The sequence below is a fragment of the Curtobacterium luteum genome, from assembly GCF_001475545.1.
Lineage (GTDB): Bacteria > Actinomycetota > Actinomycetes > Actinomycetales > Microbacteriaceae > Curtobacterium > Curtobacterium luteum_A.
The window spans coordinates 88347-107692 of sequence record NZ_LDQC01000026.1; the positions used below are offsets into that span (position 1 = coordinate 88347).

The following is a 19346-nucleotide window of genomic DNA, read 5'->3' on the forward strand; positions in this document are numbered from 1 at the left end:
CCCATGAGTCAGCTCGACAAGCAGGACCCGCGGACCCAGCACCCCCGCCCACCGTTCCCGGCGCAGACGCAGGACGGCTCCGGGCTCGCGAGCGCGATGGACCCGGCGCCCGACCACGGCGAGCGGTCCTACGAGGGCACCGGCCGGATGCGCGGCTACCGCGTGCTCGTGACCGGCGCCGATTCGGGCATCGGGCGGGCAGCGGCGGTCGCGATGGCGAAGGAGGGCGCGGACGTCGCCCTGAACGCCCTGCCGGACGAGCTGAGCGACCTCGAGGACGTCCGCGACGTGATCGGCGGCCTCGGACGCAAGGCGGTCCTGCTGCCGGGCGACCTCACCGACGAGGACTTCTGCGCACGGCTCGTCCGCGACGCCGTGAGCACCCTCGGCGGGCTCGACGCGCTCGTCACCGTCGCCGGGTTCCAGCAGGTGCACGAGGACGTCGCGGAGCAGACGACCGAGTCCTTCGACCGCACGCTCAAGGTGAACCTCTACTCGCTGTTCTGGCTCGTCCGTGCCGCGGTGCCGCACCTGGCGCCCGGCAGCGCGATCGTCACGACGAGCTCGGTGTCCGCCCACGAGCCACAGGCGCGGATGATCGACTACGCCGCGACGAAGTCCGCGATCATCACGTACACCAACGGACTCGCGCGCCAGCTCGCCCCGAGGGGCATCCGGGCGAACACGGTCGTGCCCGGGCCGGTCTGGACGCCACTGCAGCCGACCAGCTACCCGGGCGACGAGATCGCGCACTACGGCGAGGGCACCCCGTTCGGACGACCGGCGCAGCCCGTGGAGCTCGGGAGCGCCTACGTGTACCTCGCCGGGCCGGAGTCGTCGTACACCTCCGGCTCGACCCTGACCGTGGCGGGAGCGACCGGGGTGGCGCTGTGAGCCCGGTGGCGAAGCGTCGCACCGTCGTCGTCGGCGGCAGGTCGATCAGCCTGAGCAACACCGACAAGGTCCTCTACCCGGAGACCGGGACGACCAAAGGGCGGGTGATCGAGTACTACGAACGGGTCGCACCGTGGATGATCCCGCACGTGAAGGACCGCCCGGTGACGCGGAAGCGCTGGGCGAACGGCGTCGACGGGAAGGTCTTCTTCGAGAAGAACCTCCCCGACTCCGCCCCCGACTGGGTGCGGCACCACACGATCGCACACAAGGAACACGACACCGAGTACCCGATCGTCGACGACGTCGCCACGCTCGTGTGGATGGCGCAGCAGGCTGCGCTCGAGCTCCACGTGCCGCAGTGGCGCTTCGGCCCGCGCGGCGGACACCAGAACCCGGACCGACTCGTGCTCGACCTCGACCCGGGCGAGGGCGTCGGGCTCCCCGAGTGCGTCGAGGTCGCCCTCGCGGCGCGCGAGGTCCTGCAGGGCATGGGGCTCGAGCCGTACCCGGTGACGTCCGGGTCGAAGGGCATCCACCTCTACGCGGCGCTCGACGGGCGCGCGACGACGGCCCAGGTGTCCGACGTCGCGCACGAACTCGCACGGGCGCTCGAGCAGGACCTCCCCGACCTCGTCCTGTCCTCCATGAGCCGGGCCGAGCGCACCGGCAAGGTCTTCGTCGACTGGTCGCAGAACAACGGCAACAAGACGACGATCGCCCCCTACTCGCTCCGCGGCCGTGACCGGCCGACGGTCGCAGCACCGCGGACCTGGGACGAGCTCACCCAGCGTGGGCTCGTCCAGCTCACCCTGGACGACGTGCTGGACCGTCTGGAGGCCCGTGGCGACCTCCTGCACCCGGTCGCGTCCGCCTCGTTGTCCGTCGGCAGGCCCGACCACGGCCACTGGGACGGCGAACGGACCGAGGACGCGAACCGGGCGAGCGAGGACCGCCTGAGCGCGTACCGGGCCAAACGGGACGCCGCGAAGACCCCCGAACCGGTCCCCACGGGCGCGCCGACCGTCCGCGACGACGGCACCCCGACGTTCGTGATCCAGGAGCACCACGCCACCAGGGACCACTACGACTTCCGGCTGGAGCACGAGGGCGTGCTCGTCAGCTGGGCGCTGCCGAAGGGCGAGCCGACCGACCCAGGGAAGAACCACCTCGCCGTGCAGACCGAGGACCACCCGCTCGAGTACGGCTCCTTCGAGGGGATCATCCCGGCAGCCGAGTACGGCGGCGGGACCGTCACGATCTGGGACGACGGCACGTACGAGCTCGAGAAGTGGCGCGAGGGCGAGGAAGTGATCGTCACCCTGCACGGCCGGACCGGGGGAGCGCGACGGTTGGCGCTCCTGCACACCCGGGGGCGAGGACGCGGACGCGACGGCGACGAGAAGAACTGGCTCATCCACCGCACGAAGGACCAGCCGGACCGCGAGCCCGGCAGCACGGCGGGCGCGACGCACCGGGCGGGACCGACCCGTGCCTCCCGGTCGGCCGTGCACGCGACCAGCCCCGCGACCGAGCGCCCCGAGGAACGCCGCACCATGCAGGCGACGCTGGCGAAGGGTGAGCCCCGGCTCGACCCCGCGGACTGGGCGTTCGAGCTGAAGTGGGACGGCATCCGGGCGCTCGCGACCGTCCGGGACGGCAAGGTCACGCTCCGGAGCCGGAACGGCAACGACCTCACCGCCCAGTACCCCGAGCTGCAGGACCTCGGAGAGCGGGCCGGGGTCGACGGTGTCTACGACGGGGAGATCGTGGCGCTCGACGATCGCGGGCGGCCCTCGTTCCAGCTCCTGCAGAACCGCATGGGCCTCACGAAGACCCGCGAGGTCGAGGCAGCCCGCGCGACGACCCCCGTCCGCCTGCTGCTGTTCGACGTGCTCGAGGCCGACGGCCACGAACTCACCCGCCACGGGTACACCGCCCGGCGGGAAGCCCTCGCGACCGTCATCGAGCCCGGCGGGGTGATCGAGGTGCCCGACGCCGTCGAAGGGGACTTCGCCGCCGCGCTCGCGGAGTCCGAACGACGAGGGCTCGAAGGCGTCGTCGCGAAGAAGCGCGGCTCGAAGTACGCCGAGGGACGCCGCTCGGAGGCGTGGCTCAAGGTCAAGCACCACGCCACGCAAGAGGTCGTGGTCGGCGGGTGGCGCCCCGGTGCCGGTCGCAGGGAAGGCGGCATCGGCTCGCTGCTGCTCGGCGTGCCGGGTGCCGAGGGCCTCGAGTACGTCGGCAAGGTCGGCACCGGGTTCCGTGACCGCGACCTCGACGAGATCGCCGGCGTGCTCGAGCCCCTGGGCACCGACGACTCCCCGTTCGTCGACGTCCCTCGTCCGGACGCCCGCGACGCGCACTGGGTGCGACCGGTCCGGGTCGGCGAGGTGGAGTTCGCGGAGTGGACCGGGGACGGGCGGCTCCGCCAGCCTTCGTGGCGCGGATGGCGCGCGGACAAGCAGCCCGACGACGTCGTGCGCGAGTCCTGATCGCGCACATGCATGCGCATGGGGTCCGCCCCCGGCGAACTTCCGTCCCCCGTTCGGCGCGCCTCCGGGGGACGTTCGCGGGAACGATCGCCGCCGAGGGCCCCGAGACTGTTACGTTCACCGGGACGGAAGGGCGTGACCATGAGCGCGAGCAAGTACCTGCCGCCGTTCACGCCGGAGGAACGCGGGACGGCTGCGGGCAGTCGGGGACGACGCGCCTCGGCTGACCCGGCGGACGTCGCTGTCGACGGCGAGGTCACCTACGCCGACTTCCTCGGCGACCAGGTCGACGACTGACCTCAGCGGCCGTCGAGGCGATCCGGGCGGAGGCGACCCGTGCGCCGGATCAGGGAACGCACGGGTCGCCGTTCAAGCGCCGTGACCGGCGTTCAGGGATGACCGGCCACGGCGCGCTGACGCCAGCCGTGGTGAGCAACTGACAGGCTCACCACTGAGACGGGACGACGGCCCGGTTCGTCACACCTGATCTCGAGAATTTCTCCGCGGGCCGCCGCTCAGGGTGCGGGCGCCGGGCCATCGGTCGGCTCGGCGTCGTCCGCGACCGGGAGGTCCTCCTCGACGAGGTCGTCCTCCTCGGGCTCGGTCACGTCGGCTGCGGCCGCCTTCGCCTCGTCGATCGCGTCCTGGGAGCGGCGGAGGAGTTCGTCGTCGTGGTCCGTCATGCTGGCGAACCTACGCCGGCGTCCCTGTGTCAGCCTCCCGGCGGGGGAGCGGCACGGAGGGCATCGGCGCGTGCGGGGCCCGCGACGAGTCGAGGTCCACGGCGGAGGCCGGCGCCGGGGTGGACGGCATCGCCGGAGCAGCGGGAGCGCCGATCGCATCGGCCGCATCGAGCACGGCGCGGGTGGCGGCCGCCGCGGTGCGGAGGGCGTCGGCGGTCGGCATCGCGCGGTGCGCGGCGGTCCGGACCTCGACACCCCACGGCTCGTCGAAGCCGAGGTCCCGGACCGTCCGGACGAACCCGAGCAGGTCCCACGCTCCGGAGCCGGGCAGGTACCGCGCGGCGTGGGACTCCTCGGCGAGGGTCATGCCGGCCGGCGTGTGGAGCAGGCCGTCGCTCAGCTCGACCGCGGCGAGCACGGCGGGAGCGACGCCCTCGTGCACCGATGCCAGGGTCGAGCCGCCCCGGAGGGTGTGCATCGCGTCGAGGAGCAGACCGCCGTTCGGGTGCCCGGCGGCGCTGACGAACCGAGCGGCCCGTTCGACCGTCGGCAGGTTCGACCACGGCTCCGGTTCGAGCACGAGCTGCGCGCCGAGCTGCTCGGTCCGTGCCGCGAGCGCCACCCAGTCGTCGGTCATCGCTGTGGGCCGGACAGTCAGGGTCGTGTCGGCTCCGACCACGACCTGCCATGCACGGAGCGCGGCGGTGGCCTCGAAGACCACACCGCGGTCCGCGTCCTCGTCAGCGGACCGGTCGTCGCTCGACCACCAGCGGTCGAGCGGGCCGAGCTGCACCCAGACGATCCCGGAGCCGTCCAGGATGCGCCGGAGTTCGGCGAACCCGATCGTCGCGCGGACCTCGTGCAGGTCGCCGACGGTGAGGGAGAGTCCCGCGAACCCGGCGGCACCGACGGCGCGCACCCGCTCACCGATCGGTTCGTCGCCCGCCCAGGTCGAGGACGTGGCGAGCAGGTCGTGTTCGAGCACGGCGGCACCTCCGGTTCCGGACGGCCTGCTGCTCCCCGCACCCGGCCCTGTCCGTGATGTTGCGACGTCGCTGACCCCTGACGTCACATGAGGTCTACGCTGCCGACCTGCAAGCGCTCCCAGTCCGTCGACACGTGCTCGAAACGCGGTACGTGTCCGAAGGTGGCCGAGCGTCGCACTCGTTCAGACGACGACGGTGCGGACCGACCCGACGCCCGCGATGCGTCCCTCGACCACGTCGCCCCGGACGAGCGGCCCCACGCCGTCCGGCGTGCCGGTCATGAGCAGGTCGCCGGGAGCGAGTCGGACGGCGCGCGAGAGCTCGGCGATCGTCTCGGCGACCGACCAGATCTGGTCGGCGAGGTCGCCGGCCTGTCGGAGGGTGCCGTTCACCGTCAACTCCACGGTCCCGTGCGTCGGGTCCACCCCGGCGGCGGGGACGAGGACGCCGACCGTGGCGGAGGCGTCGAACCCCTTCGCAGCGTCCCACGGGCGGCCGAGCCGCTTCGCCTCGGCTTGGAGGTCGCGGCGGGTGAGGTCGAGCCCGACGCCGTAGCCCCAGACCGTGTCCAGCGCGTCCGCCACCGGGACGTCCGCCGCGGCGGCGCCGATCGCGACGACGAGTTCGACCTCGTGCTCGAGCTGGCCGGTCAGTGGCGGGTACGGGGTGTCGGCGCCGTCCGCGACGACGGCGTCCGCGGGCTTCGAGAAGAAGAACGGTGGCTCGCGGTCCGGGTCGTGGCCCATCTCCCGGGCATGGGCGGCGTAGTTGCGGCCGACGCAGAAGATCCGCCGGACGGGGAAGCGTCCACCCGTGGTCGTCGGGACGGTCGGCTGCGGCGGGGCCGGCATGACGAGGTCGCTCACCCGTCCACCCTGGCACGACGCTGCTCGGCTCGGCCCGGTCCGGCCCGGCTCGGCCCGGCACGGCACGGCACGGCACACCCCGGCACGGCACGGCACCCCGGCCCGGCACGGCCCGGGGTGCGTCGGCCCGCTCAGCCCTCGGCGAAGGACGCCTCGGCGCGGAGCTTCCGGGCGCGGGCGCGTTCCTCCCGCTCGCGGCGCTCGACGCGGAGTTCCTCGAGGCGCTCGAGGGACCCGTCCGACCGGATGATGGCGCCGTAGTGCGGGTGTTGCAACAGTTCGAGCGTGCTGCGCTCGTAGCGCGCGAACACCTCGAAGAAGCGTTCGTCGTCCATGTCACCGATCACGCTGTGTGTCCTTCCGCCGTCGGTTCTCGGTCTGGAACTCGTGGTCGTCCAGGGCGCGTTCCATCCACCTGTCGTCGTCCGTCGACCATGAACGACTCAGGACCGCACGAGCCATCAGCGCCGCGGCGTCGTGGTCGCGTTCCGCCTCCGAGAGCGCCCGCTCGGCGATCCACGACCAACGCTGCCACCAGTGGTCGTGGTGGGCCAAGAACTTTGTATGTCGCCTCGCGCGCACGCCTTCGACGATCGTGACCACCAGACTCGCCACCGCCACCACGGCTCCGATCACTGCCACCGCTGCGCTCGTCCACCGCACGTCCATGTCGTCAGCCTGACGGCACAGGACCGGCCACGCGACGGGCGTGACCGGTCCTGTGGAGGGCGAGCCGTGCCTCCAGGCCGGTGCAGGAGACGTACCGGACGTCGCACCAGACGCGTCGGCGGTCGGGCCTGCCGGATCCCGGACTGCTCAGTCCTGCGGCCACCCCGCGAACTCCCACCCCGCGACCGACGGGTGGTCCTCGCCGCGCGTGTAGGCGTACTCCCGCGCCGCGTCACGAGCCGCCGTGAGGCGGTCGAGCAGCTCGGCGTGCTCCGCGGCGTCGACCCGCGTCAGCGCGTCGTGCGCCAGCGCGAAGCGGTCCATGTCGTTGCGCATGAGCATGTCGAACGGGGTGGTCGTCGTGCCCTGCTCCTGGAACCCGTGCACGTGGAGGTCGTCGTGCCCGTGTCGACGGTAGGTGAGCTGGTGCACGAGCGCCGGGTACCCGTGGAACGCGAAGACCGCCGGCGTCCCGGGGAGGAACACCTCGTCGTACCGCTCGTCGGAGACCGGGTGCTCGTGCTTCCGCGGGTCGCCGATGGACAGCAGGTCGACGACGTTGACGACCCGCACGCCGACGGCGGGAGCGTGCTCACGGATGATCGCGGCGGCGGCGAGCGTCTCGACGGTGGGCACGTCCCCGGCGCCGACGAGCACGACGTCCGCCCGACCGACCGCGGACTCCGTGCCGGCCCAGTCCCAGACCCCGAGCCCTGCCTCGGCGTGCGCGACGGCGTCCTCGAGCGAGAGGAACACCGGTTCCGGGTGCTTCCCGGCGACGATGACCTCGATGCGGTTCGTGGTCTCGAGTGCGTGGGCCGTGACGGCGAGGAGGGTGTTCGCGTCGGCGGGGAGCTTGATCCGCACGAGGTCCTGCTGCTTCGACGCGACGACGTCGAGGAACCCGGGGTCCTGGTGCGAGAAGCCGTTGTGGTCCTGGCGCCAGACGTGCGACGAGAGCAGGATCGTGAGGTTCGACACCGGCAGCCGCCAGTCGAGGTCCGCGGAGGACTCGAGCCACTTGGCGTACTGCCCGACCATCGAGTCGATGATGTGTGCGAACGCCTCGTACGTGTTGAGGATGCCGTGCCGACCGGTCAGGACGTAGCCCTCGAGCATGCCCTCCAGGACGTGTTCGGACAGGACCTCGATGACCCGGCCGCGTGCCGAGAGGTGCTCGTCACCGGGGGCGCGATCCGCCCGCCACACGCGGTTCGTGACGTCGAACACCGCGTCGAGCTTGTTGGAGATCGTCTCGTCGGGACCGAACAGCCGGAAGTCCGACCCGTTGCGTTCGACCAGTGCCGCGAGCCACGGTCCGAGGGTGCCCGTGGCCGAGGCGGGCTCGCCGGCGGCGACGCCGTGGTCGGCGATCGCGGGGAGGTCGAGCGCGGTCCGGATCCGCCCGCCGTTCGCGAACGGGGTCGCACTCATGCGGAGGTCGCCCTCGGGACGGATGGCTCCGAGGATGCCGATCGGCCGGCCCTGCTCGTCGAACAGCTCCTCCGGGCGGTAGGAGCGCATCCACTCCTCGAGCCGGGCGCGGTCCTCGTCGTTCGTCCGGACGTCGGGCAGCGGGATCTGGTGCGAGTGGAAGGTGCCCTCGTTCGGCCCCGTCCAGCCCTTCGGGGTGCGCAGCACGATCATCGGCCACCGCGGACGGAGATCGGCGGCACCCGCGAGCTGTCCGGCGGCGGCGCGTTCGGCCTGCGCGCGGGCGGCGGCCTGGATGTCGTCGATGCGGGCGAGCGCCCGGCGCAGTGCGGCGTCGAGCAGGGCGTGCACGGCGAACGGGTCGTGGTCGACCCGGGAGGAGTCGACCGTGATCGGCTCGTACCCGAGCCCGCGGAAGTACGCGTCGAGGTCCTCCCCGGGGATGCGGGCGAGGACGGTCGGGTTCGCGATCTTCCACCCGTTGAGGTTGAGGATCGGCAGCACGGCACCGTCGGACACCGGGTCGAGGAAGGTGTGCGCCTGCCAGGACGCCGCGAGCGGACCGGTCTCGGCCTCGCCGTCGCCGACCACGCACGCGACGACGAGGTCCGGGTTGTCGAGCGCCGCCCCGTAGGCGTGGGCGAGGGAGTACCCGAGCTCACCGCCCTCGTTGATCGAACCGGGGGTTTCCGGAGCGGCGTGCGACGGGATGCCTCCGGGGAACGAGAACTGCCGGAAGAACCGCCGGAGCCCGTCGGTGTCCGGGGTGATGTCCGGGTAGAGCTCGCTCCACGTGCCGTCGAGCCACGCGTTCGCGTTCATCGCCGGGCCGCCGTGCCCCGGCCCGCAGACGTACAGCAGCTGCCGGTCCGTCTCGGCGATGAGCGCGTTGCAGTGTGCGTAGACGAGGTTGAGCGCCGGCGAGGTCCCCCAGTGGCCGAGCAGGCGCGGCTTGATGTCGTCCGGCTCGATCGGCCGGGTGAGGAGCGGGTTGTCGAGCAGGTGGATCTGCCCGGCGGTGAGGTAGTTCGCGGCGCGCCACCAGGCGTCGATCGCCCGGATGCGGTCGGTGGTCGCGATGGGTGCAGGGGACATGCGCCCACGCTACGGAGGGCCGGGTGGAAATCTTCCAGCAAGTCGTCCAAACCGATCGGCTGGGCGTGCCGAATGCATGACACCAGGGCGAAACGCCCAAGAAGCTCCCCGGTCACGCTCGGCCGGTACACGTCTCTCACACAGCGAGAGGGGCAAGGCCACCGGCCGGAGCACTCGATCAAGCAAAGGAACGATCACCATGCGCAAGAGCCTGAAGACCTCGATCACCCTCGCCACGACCGGCGCGCTCGTCCTCGGTGGCGCCGCGTTCGGTGTCGGCGCCGCGAACGCCTCGACCCCGTCGGTGCACACCGTGTCCTCGTCCTCGTCGAAGATCCCCGCCCCGGTCGCGTCGGTGCCCGAGGTCCTGGGTGGCAGCACGGCCGTGAAGCTCGACTCGGGCTTCACCGACGCCCTCACCGCCTTGAAGCTCACCCCCGGTGTGTCCGGCAACGCCAAGCTCGAGAACGGGTCGGTGTCGTTCCCGATCACGGCCGGTTCGGTCACGTACTGGAACCCGGACGGCTCGTACCGCCCCTACGTGCAGGGTCTGCTCAACCACGACGACTCGGGCCTGACCCTCAAGGCCGGTGACACGACGGTGACGCTGGAGAACTTCGTGGTGAACCCGGGTTCGTCCAAGCTCTACGGTGACGTGCTGGTCAACGGCAAGGTCGCCGCGGCGAACGCGTACCTGTTCGAGCTCTGGGGTGGCACCCTCAAGCCGCTGCAGCTCGAGGGCGACAACGCGATCCTGACCGGCACCACGGTCCACATCTCCGAGGACGCCGCGGGCCTGCTGAACAAGACGTTCGGCACCGACGCCGTCAAGCGCGGCCTGCTCGTGGGCACCGCGACCATCACCGCCAAGATCAAGTAACACCCCGCACCACACGCCGAGAGCGTCGTCCCCGACAGGGGACGGCGCTCTCGTGCGTCGTGGCCGGCCCGTCGTGCGTCGTGCGTCGTGGGTCGGCCGGGAGGCGCGGATCGCCTCAGCGACGCCGGCGCCACCACCGGGACGGCCGGGTGTCGGACGCGGCCGCCTGCGCGGCCGCCGCTGCCGCGTCGGAGGCGGCCCGTGCCTCCCGGCGATCGCGCCACGCCCGCAGCTCCGCCTCGACGTCGCGGAGCGGCGTCACGACCGGCGGGCCGCCCAGCAGCTGCCGCCGGGCCTCCTTCACGCGGGCGTTGAAGTCCTCGAGGACGTCGCGGACGTCGGCTTCCACCGTGAGGGTGTCGAGCTGGTCTGTGAGCTCGGCGTCCTCCTTCCGGAGCGCGAACGCCGGGGGCGCGATCCCGCTGAGCTGCTCCCGCTCGATCTTCGACCGGATCCACCAGTCCGGGTCGTGCCTGCCGTCGTTGGAGGGCAGCGGCTTGCCGTGGTACGGGTTGCCCTCGAAGACACCGCGACGCTCGGCCTCTTCGATGAGGGCCCGCGCGTGCTGCCCGACGTCCTTCGCCTGCAGCAGCCGGCGTTCCTCGCGGACCTCGTCGGGGTCGAGCGACCCCCGTTCGATCTCGCTCTCGACGAGCCGCTCGTACCGGTAGCGAGCAGCGCGCCGGAGCCGGTCCATGCGTGCGTCGACGTCGTTCATGACCCCTCCATGATCACGCTGCGCGGTCGGTCCCGCCAGTGTCGTCCCCGTCCTCGTCCCCGTCCGCGTCCCCGGCGTCGCTGTCCGCCGCTTCGGCGCGGACCTCCTCGATCGTCAGGGCGGCCTGGATCAGCGCGAGGTGCGAGAGCCCCTGCGGCAGGTTCCCCATGAAGGAGCCGTCCTCGCTGATCATCTCGCTGTAGAGACCGACGTCGTTCGCCTGGGCCACCATCGCGTCCATCAGTGCCGCGGCGTCGTCGACCCGGCCGGTGCACGCCATCGCGGCCGCGAGCCAGAACGAGCAGGCGACGAACGGGGACTCCTCCTGCTCCATGCCGGAGTACCGGTAGACGAGCGGCCCGCGCTGCAACTGCTCCTCGATCGCGCGGATCGTGGACGCCATGCGGGGACCGCGGTCGAAGGCGCTCATCGCGTGCAGCAGGATCGACGTGTCGATCTTGTCCGAGCCCGGGTACATCACGTAGTACCCGCGCTCCTCGTCCCACCCGTGGTCGGCCACCCACTGCTCGATGAGCTCGCGGTTCTCGACCCACTTGTCGCGCGGCCCGTCGATCATCCCGGCGTCGTGCAGTTCGGCCGCGGCGTCGAGGGCCTGCCAGCACCCGATCTTGCTCGACACGTAGTGCTGCGTGTCCTGGAGCTCCCACATGCCCGAATCGGCTTCCTCCCACCGGTGGCACGCGTCGTCGGCGAGGTCCTGCAGCACCCTGGCCGTCTTGCGGTCGATCACGTTGCCGGCGCGCACGTACTGCCGCAGGATCTCGAACACGTCGCCCCACACGCCGAGCTGCAGCTGGCCGCTCGCCCGGTTGCCGATCGTGACGGGGCCGATGCCCTGCCACCCCGGCACGTCGCGTTCCTCGACCCCGTCGCTCTTCGACCCGTCGAGCTCGTAGAAGATCGGCATCGAAGCGTCGTGCTCGGCGATGGTCCGCATGACCCAGGACACCGCCGCGTGCGTCTCCTCGCGCAGGCCGAAGCGGGTGAGCGCGTGCACCGTGTACGACAGGTCGCGGACCCAGGCGAACCGGTAGTCCCAGTTCTTCCCGCCGGTCCTGTCCTCGGGCAGGCTCGTGGTCGGGGCCGCGGCGATCGCCCCGGTGGGGGAGTAGATGAGCAGCTTCAGCGCGAGGGCGCTCCGTTGCACGGCGTCGGCCCAGGGGCCGTCGTAGTGGAACGCCTCGGACCACGTCGCCCAGTTGTCGATCGTGCGGTCCATCGCCGCGAGGGCGGCTTCGGGCTTCGGCATGAAGATCGGTTCGTCGTGGGTACCGACGATCGTGAGGATGTGCTTCGACCCCTCGGTCGCGGTGAACCGGCCGGAGAAGCGCGGGCCGTCGTCGTGCACCGGCTCGAAGCCCTGCTCCACGATCGCGATGGTGACGCCGTCGATGCCGATCACGGCCCCGTTGGCCGTGTCGAGGCGCTTCGGCTCGGCGGTGCCCAGCAGGGTACCGGGCACGACCGCCCACTCGAGCTCGACCGAACCGCGGACGCCCTGCACGCACCGGGCGACCTCCGCCCACGGCAGCCGACCGGCGACGCCCGTCACCATGGCGTCCGTCACCGTGACCTGCCCGGTCGACGTGGTCCAGGTGGTGACCAGCACGTTCGTGCCGGGCAGGTACTCCCGCGTCACCTCGGCGTCGCCGGTCGGCCGTAGCGCGACGTGGCCGCCGTGTTCCGGGTCGAGGATGCTCGCGAAGACCGGCGTTGAGTCCATCGAGGGGATCGGGAGCCAGTCGATCCGACCGTCGAGCGCGATGAGGGCGACGGTCCGTCCGTCCCCGACCGCGCCGTAGGACCGGAGGGGCACGTAGCCGTCGGTGCGTTCCTCGTTCTCGGTCGCGTCGGGAGTGTCCAGGGTCCGCTCGCTCATGGTCTCAGCCTGCTCCGGGGGTGCGGCCGACCATCAGCGAGACGTACCCCGTCGTGGGCAGCCGCACCGCGCCTCCAGGCTGTGCAGGAGCCGTCAGGCGACGTTGGTGAGTCCCGTCGAGGTGACCAACCGGTCGAGGAGGAGTCGTCGGAACGGCACGGACGACCACCCGTGGTCGGCGCCCTCGACCGGGGTGAACGCCGCCCCTGGGAGGACCTCGCCGTACCGTTCGCCGTAGGACAGCGGCACGATCTGGTCCGCCGTCCCGTGGAACACCTCCGCCGGACCGGTGTAGCGGTCGATCCCCGCGTACACGTCGAGCCCGCCCGTGACCTCGTCGATGAACGCCGTCCCGAGCGCCATCCCACCGAAGTCGAAGAAGCCCTGTTCGCGAGCCGGCGCGAGCGGCTGTCCCTGGATCTCGTCCTTGCTCGCGATGTCGTCGACGACCACGCCGGCGGGTGACCACAGGGTCAACGTCGCCACGAGGTCGGGCTCGCGGGCAGCGGCGAGGGCGGACTCGACGGCTCCGAGGCTGTGTGCGACGACGTGCACGGGGCCGCCGGCGTCCGAGGCGAGCGTCCGGACCATGGTCGTGACCTGCTCGACCTCGTCCGTGATCGTGATGTCCGCGAACTCGCCGTCGCTCGTCCCGTGGCCGAGCCGACTGTACGAGCGGACCGCGGCGCCGTGGTCGGCGAGCCGTCGTGCGGTCTGGACGAAGAGCTGCTGCCCGCCGGTGTCCGTGCTGCCGAACCCGTGCACGAGGAGCACCGCCTGGCGCCCGGGCTCGACGGCGCCGAGCTGCCAGCCGCGGAGCGTCCGGCCGTCGTGGTCGAGGCTGGTCGGCTGCATCAGTTCGTCCGGTCCGCGAAGCCGGCGGGGAGGTCGGCGGGGGCGGTGTCCACGACGGTCTCGTCGTCCTCGCCGACGTGTTCGAACAGCGTGATGTGCGCGAACTCCGGCACCACGTAGATCGGGTAGGTCGGGCCCTGGTCGCGGTACTCGCGCATCCGGTCGAGGTGGTCGTTCTGGTACAGGACGGTCTTGCTGCCGTCCTCCTCGACCCAGTGCGGGAAGAAGATCGTGCCGTGCAGGACGCGCTCACCGGGCACGACGGTCACGACCACGCTCGTGCCGGTCGGCTCGTTCCAGGACACCTTGTACACGCCGGCGGTCAGCGCGACGAGGTCGACCTGCTGGTCCTTGACCCAGCGGCCGCCGACCATGCCCGAGTGGATGCGGTAGTCGATGGTCGTCGCGTTCTTGACGTACATCTCGTACTGCCAGCCGTTGGCGTACGTGTAGATGAACCGGTGTCCGACGATGCCGGAGAGGTCCTGCTCGGGGACGGGGTGCTCGACGCTCGTGGTGATCTGCATGCGTTCGAGTTTGCTCCTGAAATGCGTTTGTTGCAGACGTTTTCTCGGTGAGTACCCTGAGAGCGTGTCCCCCCGTTCGAACGATCCCGGCCTGTCCGACGCGGCGCGCCGCCTGAGTGCCGAGGTCGGTCCCTTCCGGCGCGCGCTCCTCAACACTGCACGCCGCTCCGGGGACCTGCCCGACATCCCCGACGCGCAGATCGAGGTCCTCAGGCGGCTCGACGTCGACGGGTGGTCCAGCCCGACGGCGCTGGGGCGGGCGCTCGGGCTCGCGCGGTCCACGGTCAGCAACCTCGTCGCCGCCATGGAGCGCGACGGGTTGGTCGAGCGGCGACTCGCGCGCGGTGACGGCCGGAGCACCGAGGTCGGCCTCACCGAGCTCGCGCAGCGACGGCTCGCGGTGTACGACGAGTCCGCCGAGCGGGTGCTCGTCGAGGCCATGGCGGCCGCCTCCGCGGCGGACCGCCGCGTGCTCGCGGACGTCGGCGACGTCCTGGCACGGCTCCGCCAGCGCCTGGAGGGTCGCGCGGACGAGGGCGACTGACGGACGGCCGGGAGGCACGTGGCGCGGCCGCCACGCGCCTCCCGTCGGTCTCCTGGTCCGGTCCCGCGACGCACGAGGCGCACGGCGGTCCGGTACGCGGCTCCCGTCGGTCGTCCGGTCGACTGCGCAGCAGGTCCGGCGACCGCACGCACCGGACACGGGCGCCGCGGACGGGCACGCTGGATCGATGAGCGGAACGGCGGAACGAGCGGTCAAGGACGCCGGGCGACAGGCGCGACGGGTGGCGGACAGTCGCTGGTTCGAGCTGCTCGCGCGCGGTGGGTTCATCGGCAGCGGTGTCGTGCACCTGCTCATCGGCTACCTCGTGGTCCTGCTCGGGATCGGCAGCGCGGCCGGTGGCAGCGAGACCGACCAGTCCGGAGCACTCCAGCAGATCCAGGACGTCCCCGGCGGGGTGTTCCTGCTCTGGGTGGTCGCGATCGGGACGGCGGCGCTCACGATCCGACTCGTCGTCGAGGCCGTCGTCGGCGGTCGCAGCGACAGCGCCCGCGCCTGGGGTGCCCGGGCGAAGAACGCCGGCAAGGCGGTCGTCTACGGGGCGATCTCGGTGTCGGCGATGCAGTACGCGATCGGCGCCGGGACGAGTTCGAGCGGCTCGTCGCGGAGCGCTGCGGCCAAGGCACTCGCGACGCCGGGCGGGGTGTTCCTCCTGCTGCTCGTCGCCGCGGTCGCGGTCGGCATCGGCACCGCCCTCGTCGTCGAGGGAGCCCGGCGGTCGTTCTGGAAGCAGCTCGTCCGGCCGCGGCAACCGATCGAGCACACCGTGACGGTGCTCGGGGTCGTCGGGTACGTCCTCAAGGGCGTGGCGGTGATCGCGGTCGGTGTGCTCGTCGCCGTGGCGGCGTTCCGGAGCGACCCGGACCAGGCGACCGGCCTCGACGGAGCCTTCGACGCCCTGCACGGCATGTCCGGCGGCGGCGTCCTGCTCGTGGCGATCGGGATCGGGTTCGTGGCGTTCGGCGTGTACAGCTTCTTCCGGGCCCGCTACGCCCGCCTCTGAGCCTGAGGTCGGACACGGGCCGAGGCCGGACACTGCCCGATCCCGGACGCTACGAGGGCTGTTCGTCGAGCGGGTCGGCGGGCTGGGATGTTTCCCTCGGTTCCATCCCGGACGCGAAGAACTCGCCGACCGCCGCCGCGAGCCCGACGACCGTCCCGACCGCGATGGCCGCGCTCCCGACGACGACGTACGCCAACGCTCCGAACCGGTCTCGGAGTGACGGTCGAGGCTCCGGCGTCATGGGACCCCCTCTGTCGTCGGGCCGGCGACGTGTCGGCCCCCTCGGTGCGGTGTGCCCAACGATGCGTCGCTCGATCTCCGGGAGCAAGGTTCCCGAGCGGAGAGTGGATGAGAGTCCGCACACCATGGTGAACGGGCGCGGAGGCGGCAGGCGGTACGCAGGGAGCATGGACACCGCGACGACCGGACCCGTGACCGTCTTCTGCGACGACCAGGCCGTGCTCGCCGAGAGCATCGTCTGGAGTCCGACGGAGCGGGTGCTCCGTTGGACGGACATCACGCTCGGCACGCTCACCACCGCGGCTGCCGACGGCACGGTCCGGAGCGTGGTCCCGCTGCCGCCGCCGCTCGCGAGCTTCCAGCCGCGGGCCACGGGCGGGTTCGTGGCCGCGCTCGGCGACACCGTCGTGCTCACCGACGCGGACGGGGTCGTCGAGCGTGAACTCGCGCGCGTGCAGCACGCGACCGCGGGCATCCGGTTCAACGAGGGCAAGTGCGACCCCTTCGGCCGCTTCGTCGTGGGCAGCATGGACCTCGGCGGCGACGACCCGGCCGGGGCCCTGTACGCGATCGAGCCCGACGGGACCGTCCGGATCCTCCGCGGCGGGTTCGGTGTCGCGAACGGCTTCGAGTGGACCGGCGATGGTTCCGAGATGTTCGTGACGGACACGAGCACGTCGACGATCTACCGTGCGGCCTACGGTCCGGACGGGGTCCTCGGAGAGCTGCTGCCGTTCATCAGCGGCGCGGCACACGACGGCCTCGTCCGCGACGACGAGGACTGCCTCTGGACGGCGGTCTACGGCGCGGGCCGGGTCGAACGGTGGGGACCGGACGGGACGCACCTCGAGACGGTGGAGGTCCCGGCTCCGAACGTGACGTCGGTGGCGTTCGGCGGCGAGGACCTGTCGACACTCTGCATCGGGACGGCGCGGGAGAACCTCGCGGAGGACGACCTGGAGCGGTACCCGCACTCCGGCGCGGTGTTCGCGGTCCCGACCCGCGTGCACGGCTTCCCCGCGAACACGTTCAGCGGGTGACGGGGTGGGGTCCGCCGGACGGACCCCGACCGCGGGTATCCTGGGCGACCGTTCGACCCGAGGAGACGCCGTGGACGACGACCGCACGCCGCACGACCGCAGCTCGCACGCCGCCGACCGCGCTGCCCACGCGCCCGACCCGTCGAGCCGCCTGGCCGAGGCGGAGGACGCCGACGTCACCGTGGAGGTCGACCGCATCGCCGTCGACGGGACCTACGTCCGCGTCAGCTCGATCGGCCAGCCGGGCGACCGCGCCTTCGTGCTCGTCGCCGGACTCGGCATCGCGGCGACGTACTACGAGCGACTCGCGCCGCACCTCAACGAGAACGGTCCGGTGCACGCGCTCGACCTGCCCGGCTTCGCGGGTGTGCCGCACTTCCGCGGCCGGGTGTCGATCGAGCGCTACGCAGACGCCGTCGAACGGGTCATCGACGAGCTCGGTCTCGAGGACCCGGTGCTCGTCGGGCACTCGATGGGTACCCAGGTCGTGACGGAGGTCGCGGCCCGACGGCCCGACATCTCGGACCTCGTGCTCATCAGCCCCGTCGTCGACTCCTGCGCGCGCACCGTCCGGCAGTCGGCGTTCCGGTTCCTGCGGTCGACGGTGCACGAGCCCGCGGCGGTGCGGTGGCACGGCATCACCGCGTACGTCCTCTGCGGTTGGCACTGGTTCTCGAAGGTGCTCCCGCGGATGATCGCCTTCCCGATCGAGGAGCGCGCGGCCGAGGTGCAGGCCCGGACGCTCATCGTCCGTGGCGAACACGACGCGATGGTGCCGCGTGACTGGGTGCGGCGACTCGCGCGGGTCTTCCCGTACGCCGTGCTCCGCGAGGTCGTCGACGGCGCGCACTCGGTCATGCACGCCCAGGCGGACGCGGTCGCGCAGCTCGCGGTGGACCACGTGGGCCGTCGGATCCCGGACCGCGGGGTCTCGTCCCTGCAGCGGGTCCGCGACGACTCGACGTCGTCAGACCTCGCTCGCCTGAGCCCCGGAGACGCCTGGCTGCTCGTGAAGTCGCGCTTCATCGAGCTGTTCGGCATGGCCCGGAACGACGACGAGACCCTCGAGGCCGCGAAGTCCGCGCACGCGGTCGCGATGGCGGACGGGGACGGCCTGCCGGTGGACCCGGACGACCGCCGCGCGGTGGTCGACCAGGTCGCCCCCGAAGCGCGCGACGCGCGCTGAGGCGACGACTGACCGTCGTCCGGACCGCGCCGGCCGGCAGCGGGGCGCAACCGGGCGATGGCCTGGAGGCGCGGCACCAGCTGGCACCGCGCCTCCAATCCGTCTGTCGGTCCTGCCCGTCAGGGCTGGATGCGTCCGACGAGCATGTCCGGCGTGAGTGAGTGGGCGTCGGCGAGGACCTTCCGGGCCTCGTCGGTCTTGTCCCACACGTTCCAGAGCAACACGCCCTTCACGACCTGGTCGTCGTCGAGGTAGTAGACGACGCCGGTCACGGTCGGCTCCTGCCAGTCCTCGACCGTGTGCAGCGACGAGGACACCTGGCCGACGGCTTCGTAGCCCATGTCGAACACGTCCGAGTAGAACATCGGCGTGTGGTCGTAGGTCTCGTCCGCGTCCGCGAGGTTGCGGCCGGCCTGCCGACCCTGCTGCTGCGCGTTGTCGACGTGCTCCACCCGGCGGGTGCCGAGGATGCGGTCCGGGTACTCGGCGACGTCTCCCGCGGCGAAGATCGACTCGTCGTCGGTCCGGAGCGTCGAGGACACGACGATGCCGTCGCGGACGGTGAGGCCCGCGTCGGAGGCGAGCTGCGTGACCGGCTCGATGCCGAGCCCGACGACGACCGCCTCCGCCTCGACCGTCGTCCCGTCGTCGAGCGTGAGCACGACGCGGTCGGCGGTCTGGGTGCCCGACTCGACGCGGCGACCCAGGCGGAGGTCCACCCCGGCGTCGACGAACCGCTGCTGGAACGCGTGCGCGAGGTCGGCGGGGAACATCCGTCCGCCCACGACCTCGTCGGGGTCCACGAAGGTGACCTCGGCCCCGTTCTGCGAGATGCCCGCGGTGATCTCCGTGCCGATGTAGCCACCGCCGACCACGACGACGTGCGCACCGGCGTCCGCGAACTCCCGGAGCTTCCGGTAGTCGGCGGCGCTCCGGTAGTCGAGGACGCGGTCGGACGGCTCGAGGCCGTCGAGCCCACGCGGCTTGCCGCCGGTCGCGATGAGCAGCCGCTCGTACCCGTGGGTGTCGCCTTGGTCGGTGGTGACCGTCTTCGCGTCGCGGTCGATGGCGGTGACGCGGGTGCCGAGCACGAAGGTGGCGCCGGTCTCCTCGGTGTGGAGGTCGACCTTGTCGTCCCAGCTGAACTCGGGGTCGGTCCAGAGCTTCTTCGAGAGCGCCGGACGGGCGTACGGCCGGTCGACGTCCTCGCTGATGATCCCGATGGACCCGTCGGCGTCGAGTTCGCGGATGCCGCGCGCAGCGGAGTCCGCGACCATCCCGCCGCCGACGATGAGGTACCGGAAGTCGGTCAT

At 72.0% G+C, this 19346-nt stretch carries 20 protein-coding genes; 8 read left to right on the forward strand and 12 right to left on the reverse strand.

Translation table 11 applies throughout. The features are described 5' to 3' along the window. Positions 1-3: 3 nt before the first annotated feature. From NS184_RS04900 to NS184_RS18210, 3 genes are all read left to right on the forward strand, one after another. On the forward strand, positions 4-894 hold the full coding sequence (locus NS184_RS04900) for an SDR family oxidoreductase (protein ID WP_058725018.1): 891 nt from the start codon (positions 4-6) through the stop codon (positions 892-894). Continuing rightward, positions 891-3389, forward strand: a complete 2499-nt coding sequence (locus NS184_RS04905) for an ATP-dependent DNA ligase (protein WP_152998062.1) — start codon at positions 891-893, stop codon at positions 3387-3389. Before NS184_RS04900 ends, NS184_RS04905 begins: the two co-directional genes overlap by 4 nt. Before the next feature lie 141 nt (positions 3390-3530). After that, the gene (locus NS184_RS18210; RefSeq protein WP_193750392.1) at positions 3531-3686 is read left to right on the forward strand and encodes a hypothetical protein; all 156 of its coding nucleotides are present in this window, start codon (positions 3531-3533) and stop codon (positions 3684-3686) included. 218 nt (positions 3687-3904) lie between these two features. Here the strand turns inward: NS184_RS18210 and NS184_RS18215 are convergent, their stop codons facing one another. From NS184_RS18215 to NS184_RS04930, 6 genes are all read right to left on the reverse strand, one after another. Continuing rightward, on the reverse strand, positions 3905-4072 hold the full coding sequence (locus NS184_RS18215; protein ID WP_193750393.1) for a hypothetical protein: 168 nt from the start codon (positions 4070-4072) through the stop codon (positions 3905-3907). Positions 4073-4082: 10 nt separating this feature from the next. Further along, on the reverse strand, positions 4083-5057 hold the full coding sequence (locus NS184_RS04910) for a sugar phosphate isomerase/epimerase family protein (RefSeq protein WP_058725019.1): 975 nt from the start codon (positions 5055-5057) through the stop codon (positions 4083-4085). A 183-nt stretch (positions 5058-5240) separates the two neighbouring features. Then, complete coding sequence (locus NS184_RS04915) at positions 5241-5924, reverse strand: fumarylacetoacetate hydrolase family protein (RefSeq protein ID WP_206556257.1); 684 nt, start codon at positions 5922-5924, stop codon at positions 5241-5243. Positions 5925-6055: 131 nt separating this feature from the next. Next, positions 6056-6259 (reverse strand): hypothetical protein, encoded by a 204-nt coding sequence (locus tag NS184_RS04920; RefSeq protein ID WP_193750394.1) that lies wholly within the window; start codon positions 6257-6259, stop codon positions 6056-6058. Position 6260: 1 nt separating this feature from the next. After that, positions 6261-6566, reverse strand: a complete 306-nt coding sequence (locus tag NS184_RS04925) for a hypothetical protein (protein ID WP_152998063.1) — start codon at positions 6564-6566, stop codon at positions 6261-6263. Between the two features lie 174 nt (positions 6567-6740). Continuing rightward, positions 6741-9122, reverse strand: a complete 2382-nt coding sequence (locus NS184_RS04930; RefSeq protein WP_058725022.1) for a phosphoketolase family protein — start codon at positions 9120-9122, stop codon at positions 6741-6743. Positions 9123-9321: 199 nt separating this feature from the next. Between NS184_RS04930 and NS184_RS04935 the strand changes: the two genes are divergently transcribed. Continuing rightward, positions 9322-10002: a hypothetical protein gene (locus tag NS184_RS04935; RefSeq protein WP_058724487.1), complete on the forward strand. Its 681-nt coding sequence runs from the start codon at positions 9322-9324 to the stop codon at positions 10000-10002. 115 nt (positions 10003-10117) lie between these two features. Here NS184_RS04935 and NS184_RS04940 read toward each other — a convergent pair whose 3' ends face one another. From NS184_RS04940 to NS184_RS04955, 4 genes are all read right to left on the reverse strand, one after another. Continuing rightward, positions 10118-10720: a DUF1992 domain-containing protein gene (locus NS184_RS04940; protein ID WP_058725023.1), complete on the reverse strand. Its 603-nt coding sequence runs from the start codon at positions 10718-10720 to the stop codon at positions 10118-10120. Positions 10721-10733: 13 nt separating this feature from the next. Further along, the gene (locus NS184_RS04945; protein WP_058725024.1) at positions 10734-12620 is read right to left on the reverse strand and encodes a glycoside hydrolase family 15 protein; all 1887 of its coding nucleotides are present in this window, start codon (positions 12618-12620) and stop codon (positions 10734-10736) included. A 93-nt stretch (positions 12621-12713) separates the two neighbouring features. Further along, entirely contained in the window at positions 12714-13475 is a 762-nt protein-coding gene (locus tag NS184_RS04950; protein WP_058725025.1) for an alpha/beta hydrolase, read from the reverse strand. Then, positions 13475-14002, reverse strand: coding sequence for a phenolic acid decarboxylase (locus NS184_RS04955; RefSeq protein WP_058725026.1), 528 nt, complete (start codon positions 14000-14002; stop codon positions 13475-13477). Before NS184_RS04955 ends, NS184_RS04950 begins: the two co-directional genes overlap by 1 nt. Before the next feature lie 64 nt (positions 14003-14066). Here NS184_RS04955 and NS184_RS04960 point away from each other — a divergent pair, with 64 nt between their 5' ends. After that, positions 14067-14546: a MarR family winged helix-turn-helix transcriptional regulator gene (locus NS184_RS04960; RefSeq protein WP_058725027.1), complete on the forward strand. Its 480-nt coding sequence runs from the start codon at positions 14067-14069 to the stop codon at positions 14544-14546. A 187-nt stretch (positions 14547-14733) separates the two neighbouring features. Continuing rightward, the gene (locus NS184_RS04965; protein ID WP_083513459.1) at positions 14734-15567 is read left to right on the forward strand and encodes a DUF1206 domain-containing protein; all 834 of its coding nucleotides are present in this window, start codon (positions 14734-14736) and stop codon (positions 15565-15567) included. Positions 15568-15616: 49 nt separating this feature from the next. Here NS184_RS04965 and NS184_RS04970 read toward each other — a convergent pair whose 3' ends face one another. Beyond that, a complete protein-coding gene (locus tag NS184_RS04970; RefSeq protein ID WP_058725029.1) occupies positions 15617-15808 on the reverse strand; it encodes a hypothetical protein in 192 nt (63 codons plus the stop codon). A gap of 166 nt (positions 15809-15974) precedes the next feature. Here NS184_RS04970 and NS184_RS04975 point away from each other — a divergent pair, with 166 nt between their 5' ends. Both NS184_RS04975 and NS184_RS04980 read left to right on the forward strand, forming a co-directional pair. Further along, on the forward strand, positions 15975-16847 hold the full coding sequence (locus NS184_RS04975; RefSeq protein ID WP_058725030.1) for an SMP-30/gluconolactonase/LRE family protein: 873 nt from the start codon (positions 15975-15977) through the stop codon (positions 16845-16847). Between the two features lie 70 nt (positions 16848-16917). Beyond that, positions 16918-18033 (forward strand): alpha/beta fold hydrolase, encoded by a 1116-nt coding sequence (locus tag NS184_RS04980; RefSeq protein ID WP_193750395.1) that lies wholly within the window; start codon positions 16918-16920, stop codon positions 18031-18033. A gap of 119 nt (positions 18034-18152) precedes the next feature. Here the strand turns inward: NS184_RS04980 and NS184_RS04985 are convergent, their stop codons facing one another. Continuing rightward, positions 18153-19346 (reverse strand): NAD(P)/FAD-dependent oxidoreductase, encoded by a 1194-nt coding sequence (locus NS184_RS04985; protein ID WP_058725031.1) that lies wholly within the window; start codon positions 19344-19346, stop codon positions 18153-18155.

Coding starts and splice junctions, on each gene's coding strand:
- NS184_RS04900 (WP_058725018.1), top strand. CDS start 4: ATGAGTCAGCTCGACAAGCAGGACCCGCGGACCCAGCACCCCCGCCCA.
- NS184_RS18210 (WP_193750392.1), top strand. CDS start 3,531: ATGAGCGCGAGCAAGTACCTGCCGCCGTTCACGCCGGAGGAACGCGGG.
- NS184_RS18215 (WP_193750393.1), bottom strand. CDS start 4,072: ATGACGGACCACGACGACGAACTCCTCCGCCGCTCCCAGGACGCGATC.
- NS184_RS04920 (WP_193750394.1), bottom strand. CDS start 6,259: ATGGACGACGAACGCTTCTTCGAGGTGTTCGCGCGCTACGAGCGCAGC.
- NS184_RS04930 (WP_058725022.1), bottom strand. CDS start 9,122: ATGTCCCCTGCACCCATCGCGACCACCGACCGCATCCGGGCGATCGAC.
- NS184_RS04935 (WP_058724487.1), top strand. CDS start 9,322: ATGCGCAAGAGCCTGAAGACCTCGATCACCCTCGCCACGACCGGCGCG.
- NS184_RS04940 (WP_058725023.1), bottom strand. CDS start 10,720: ATGAACGACGTCGACGCACGCATGGACCGGCTCCGGCGCGCTGCTCGC.
- NS184_RS04945 (WP_058725024.1), bottom strand. CDS start 12,620: ATGAGCGAGCGGACCCTGGACACTCCCGACGCGACCGAGAACGAGGAA.
- NS184_RS04950 (WP_058725025.1), bottom strand. CDS start 13,475: ATGCAGCCGACCAGCCTCGACCACGACGGCCGGACGCTCCGCGGCTGG.
- NS184_RS04955 (WP_058725026.1), bottom strand. CDS start 14,002: ATGCAGATCACCACGAGCGTCGAGCACCCCGTCCCCGAGCAGGACCTC.
- NS184_RS04965 (WP_083513459.1), top strand. CDS start 14,734: ATGAGCGGAACGGCGGAACGAGCGGTCAAGGACGCCGGGCGACAGGCG.
- NS184_RS04970 (WP_058725029.1), bottom strand. CDS start 15,808: ATGACGCCGGAGCCTCGACCGTCACTCCGAGACCGGTTCGGAGCGTTG.
- NS184_RS04975 (WP_058725030.1), top strand. CDS start 15,975: ATGGACACCGCGACGACCGGACCCGTGACCGTCTTCTGCGACGACCAG.
- NS184_RS04985 (WP_058725031.1), bottom strand. CDS start 19,346: ATGACCGACTTCCGGTACCTCATCGTCGGCGGCGGGATGGTCGCGGAC.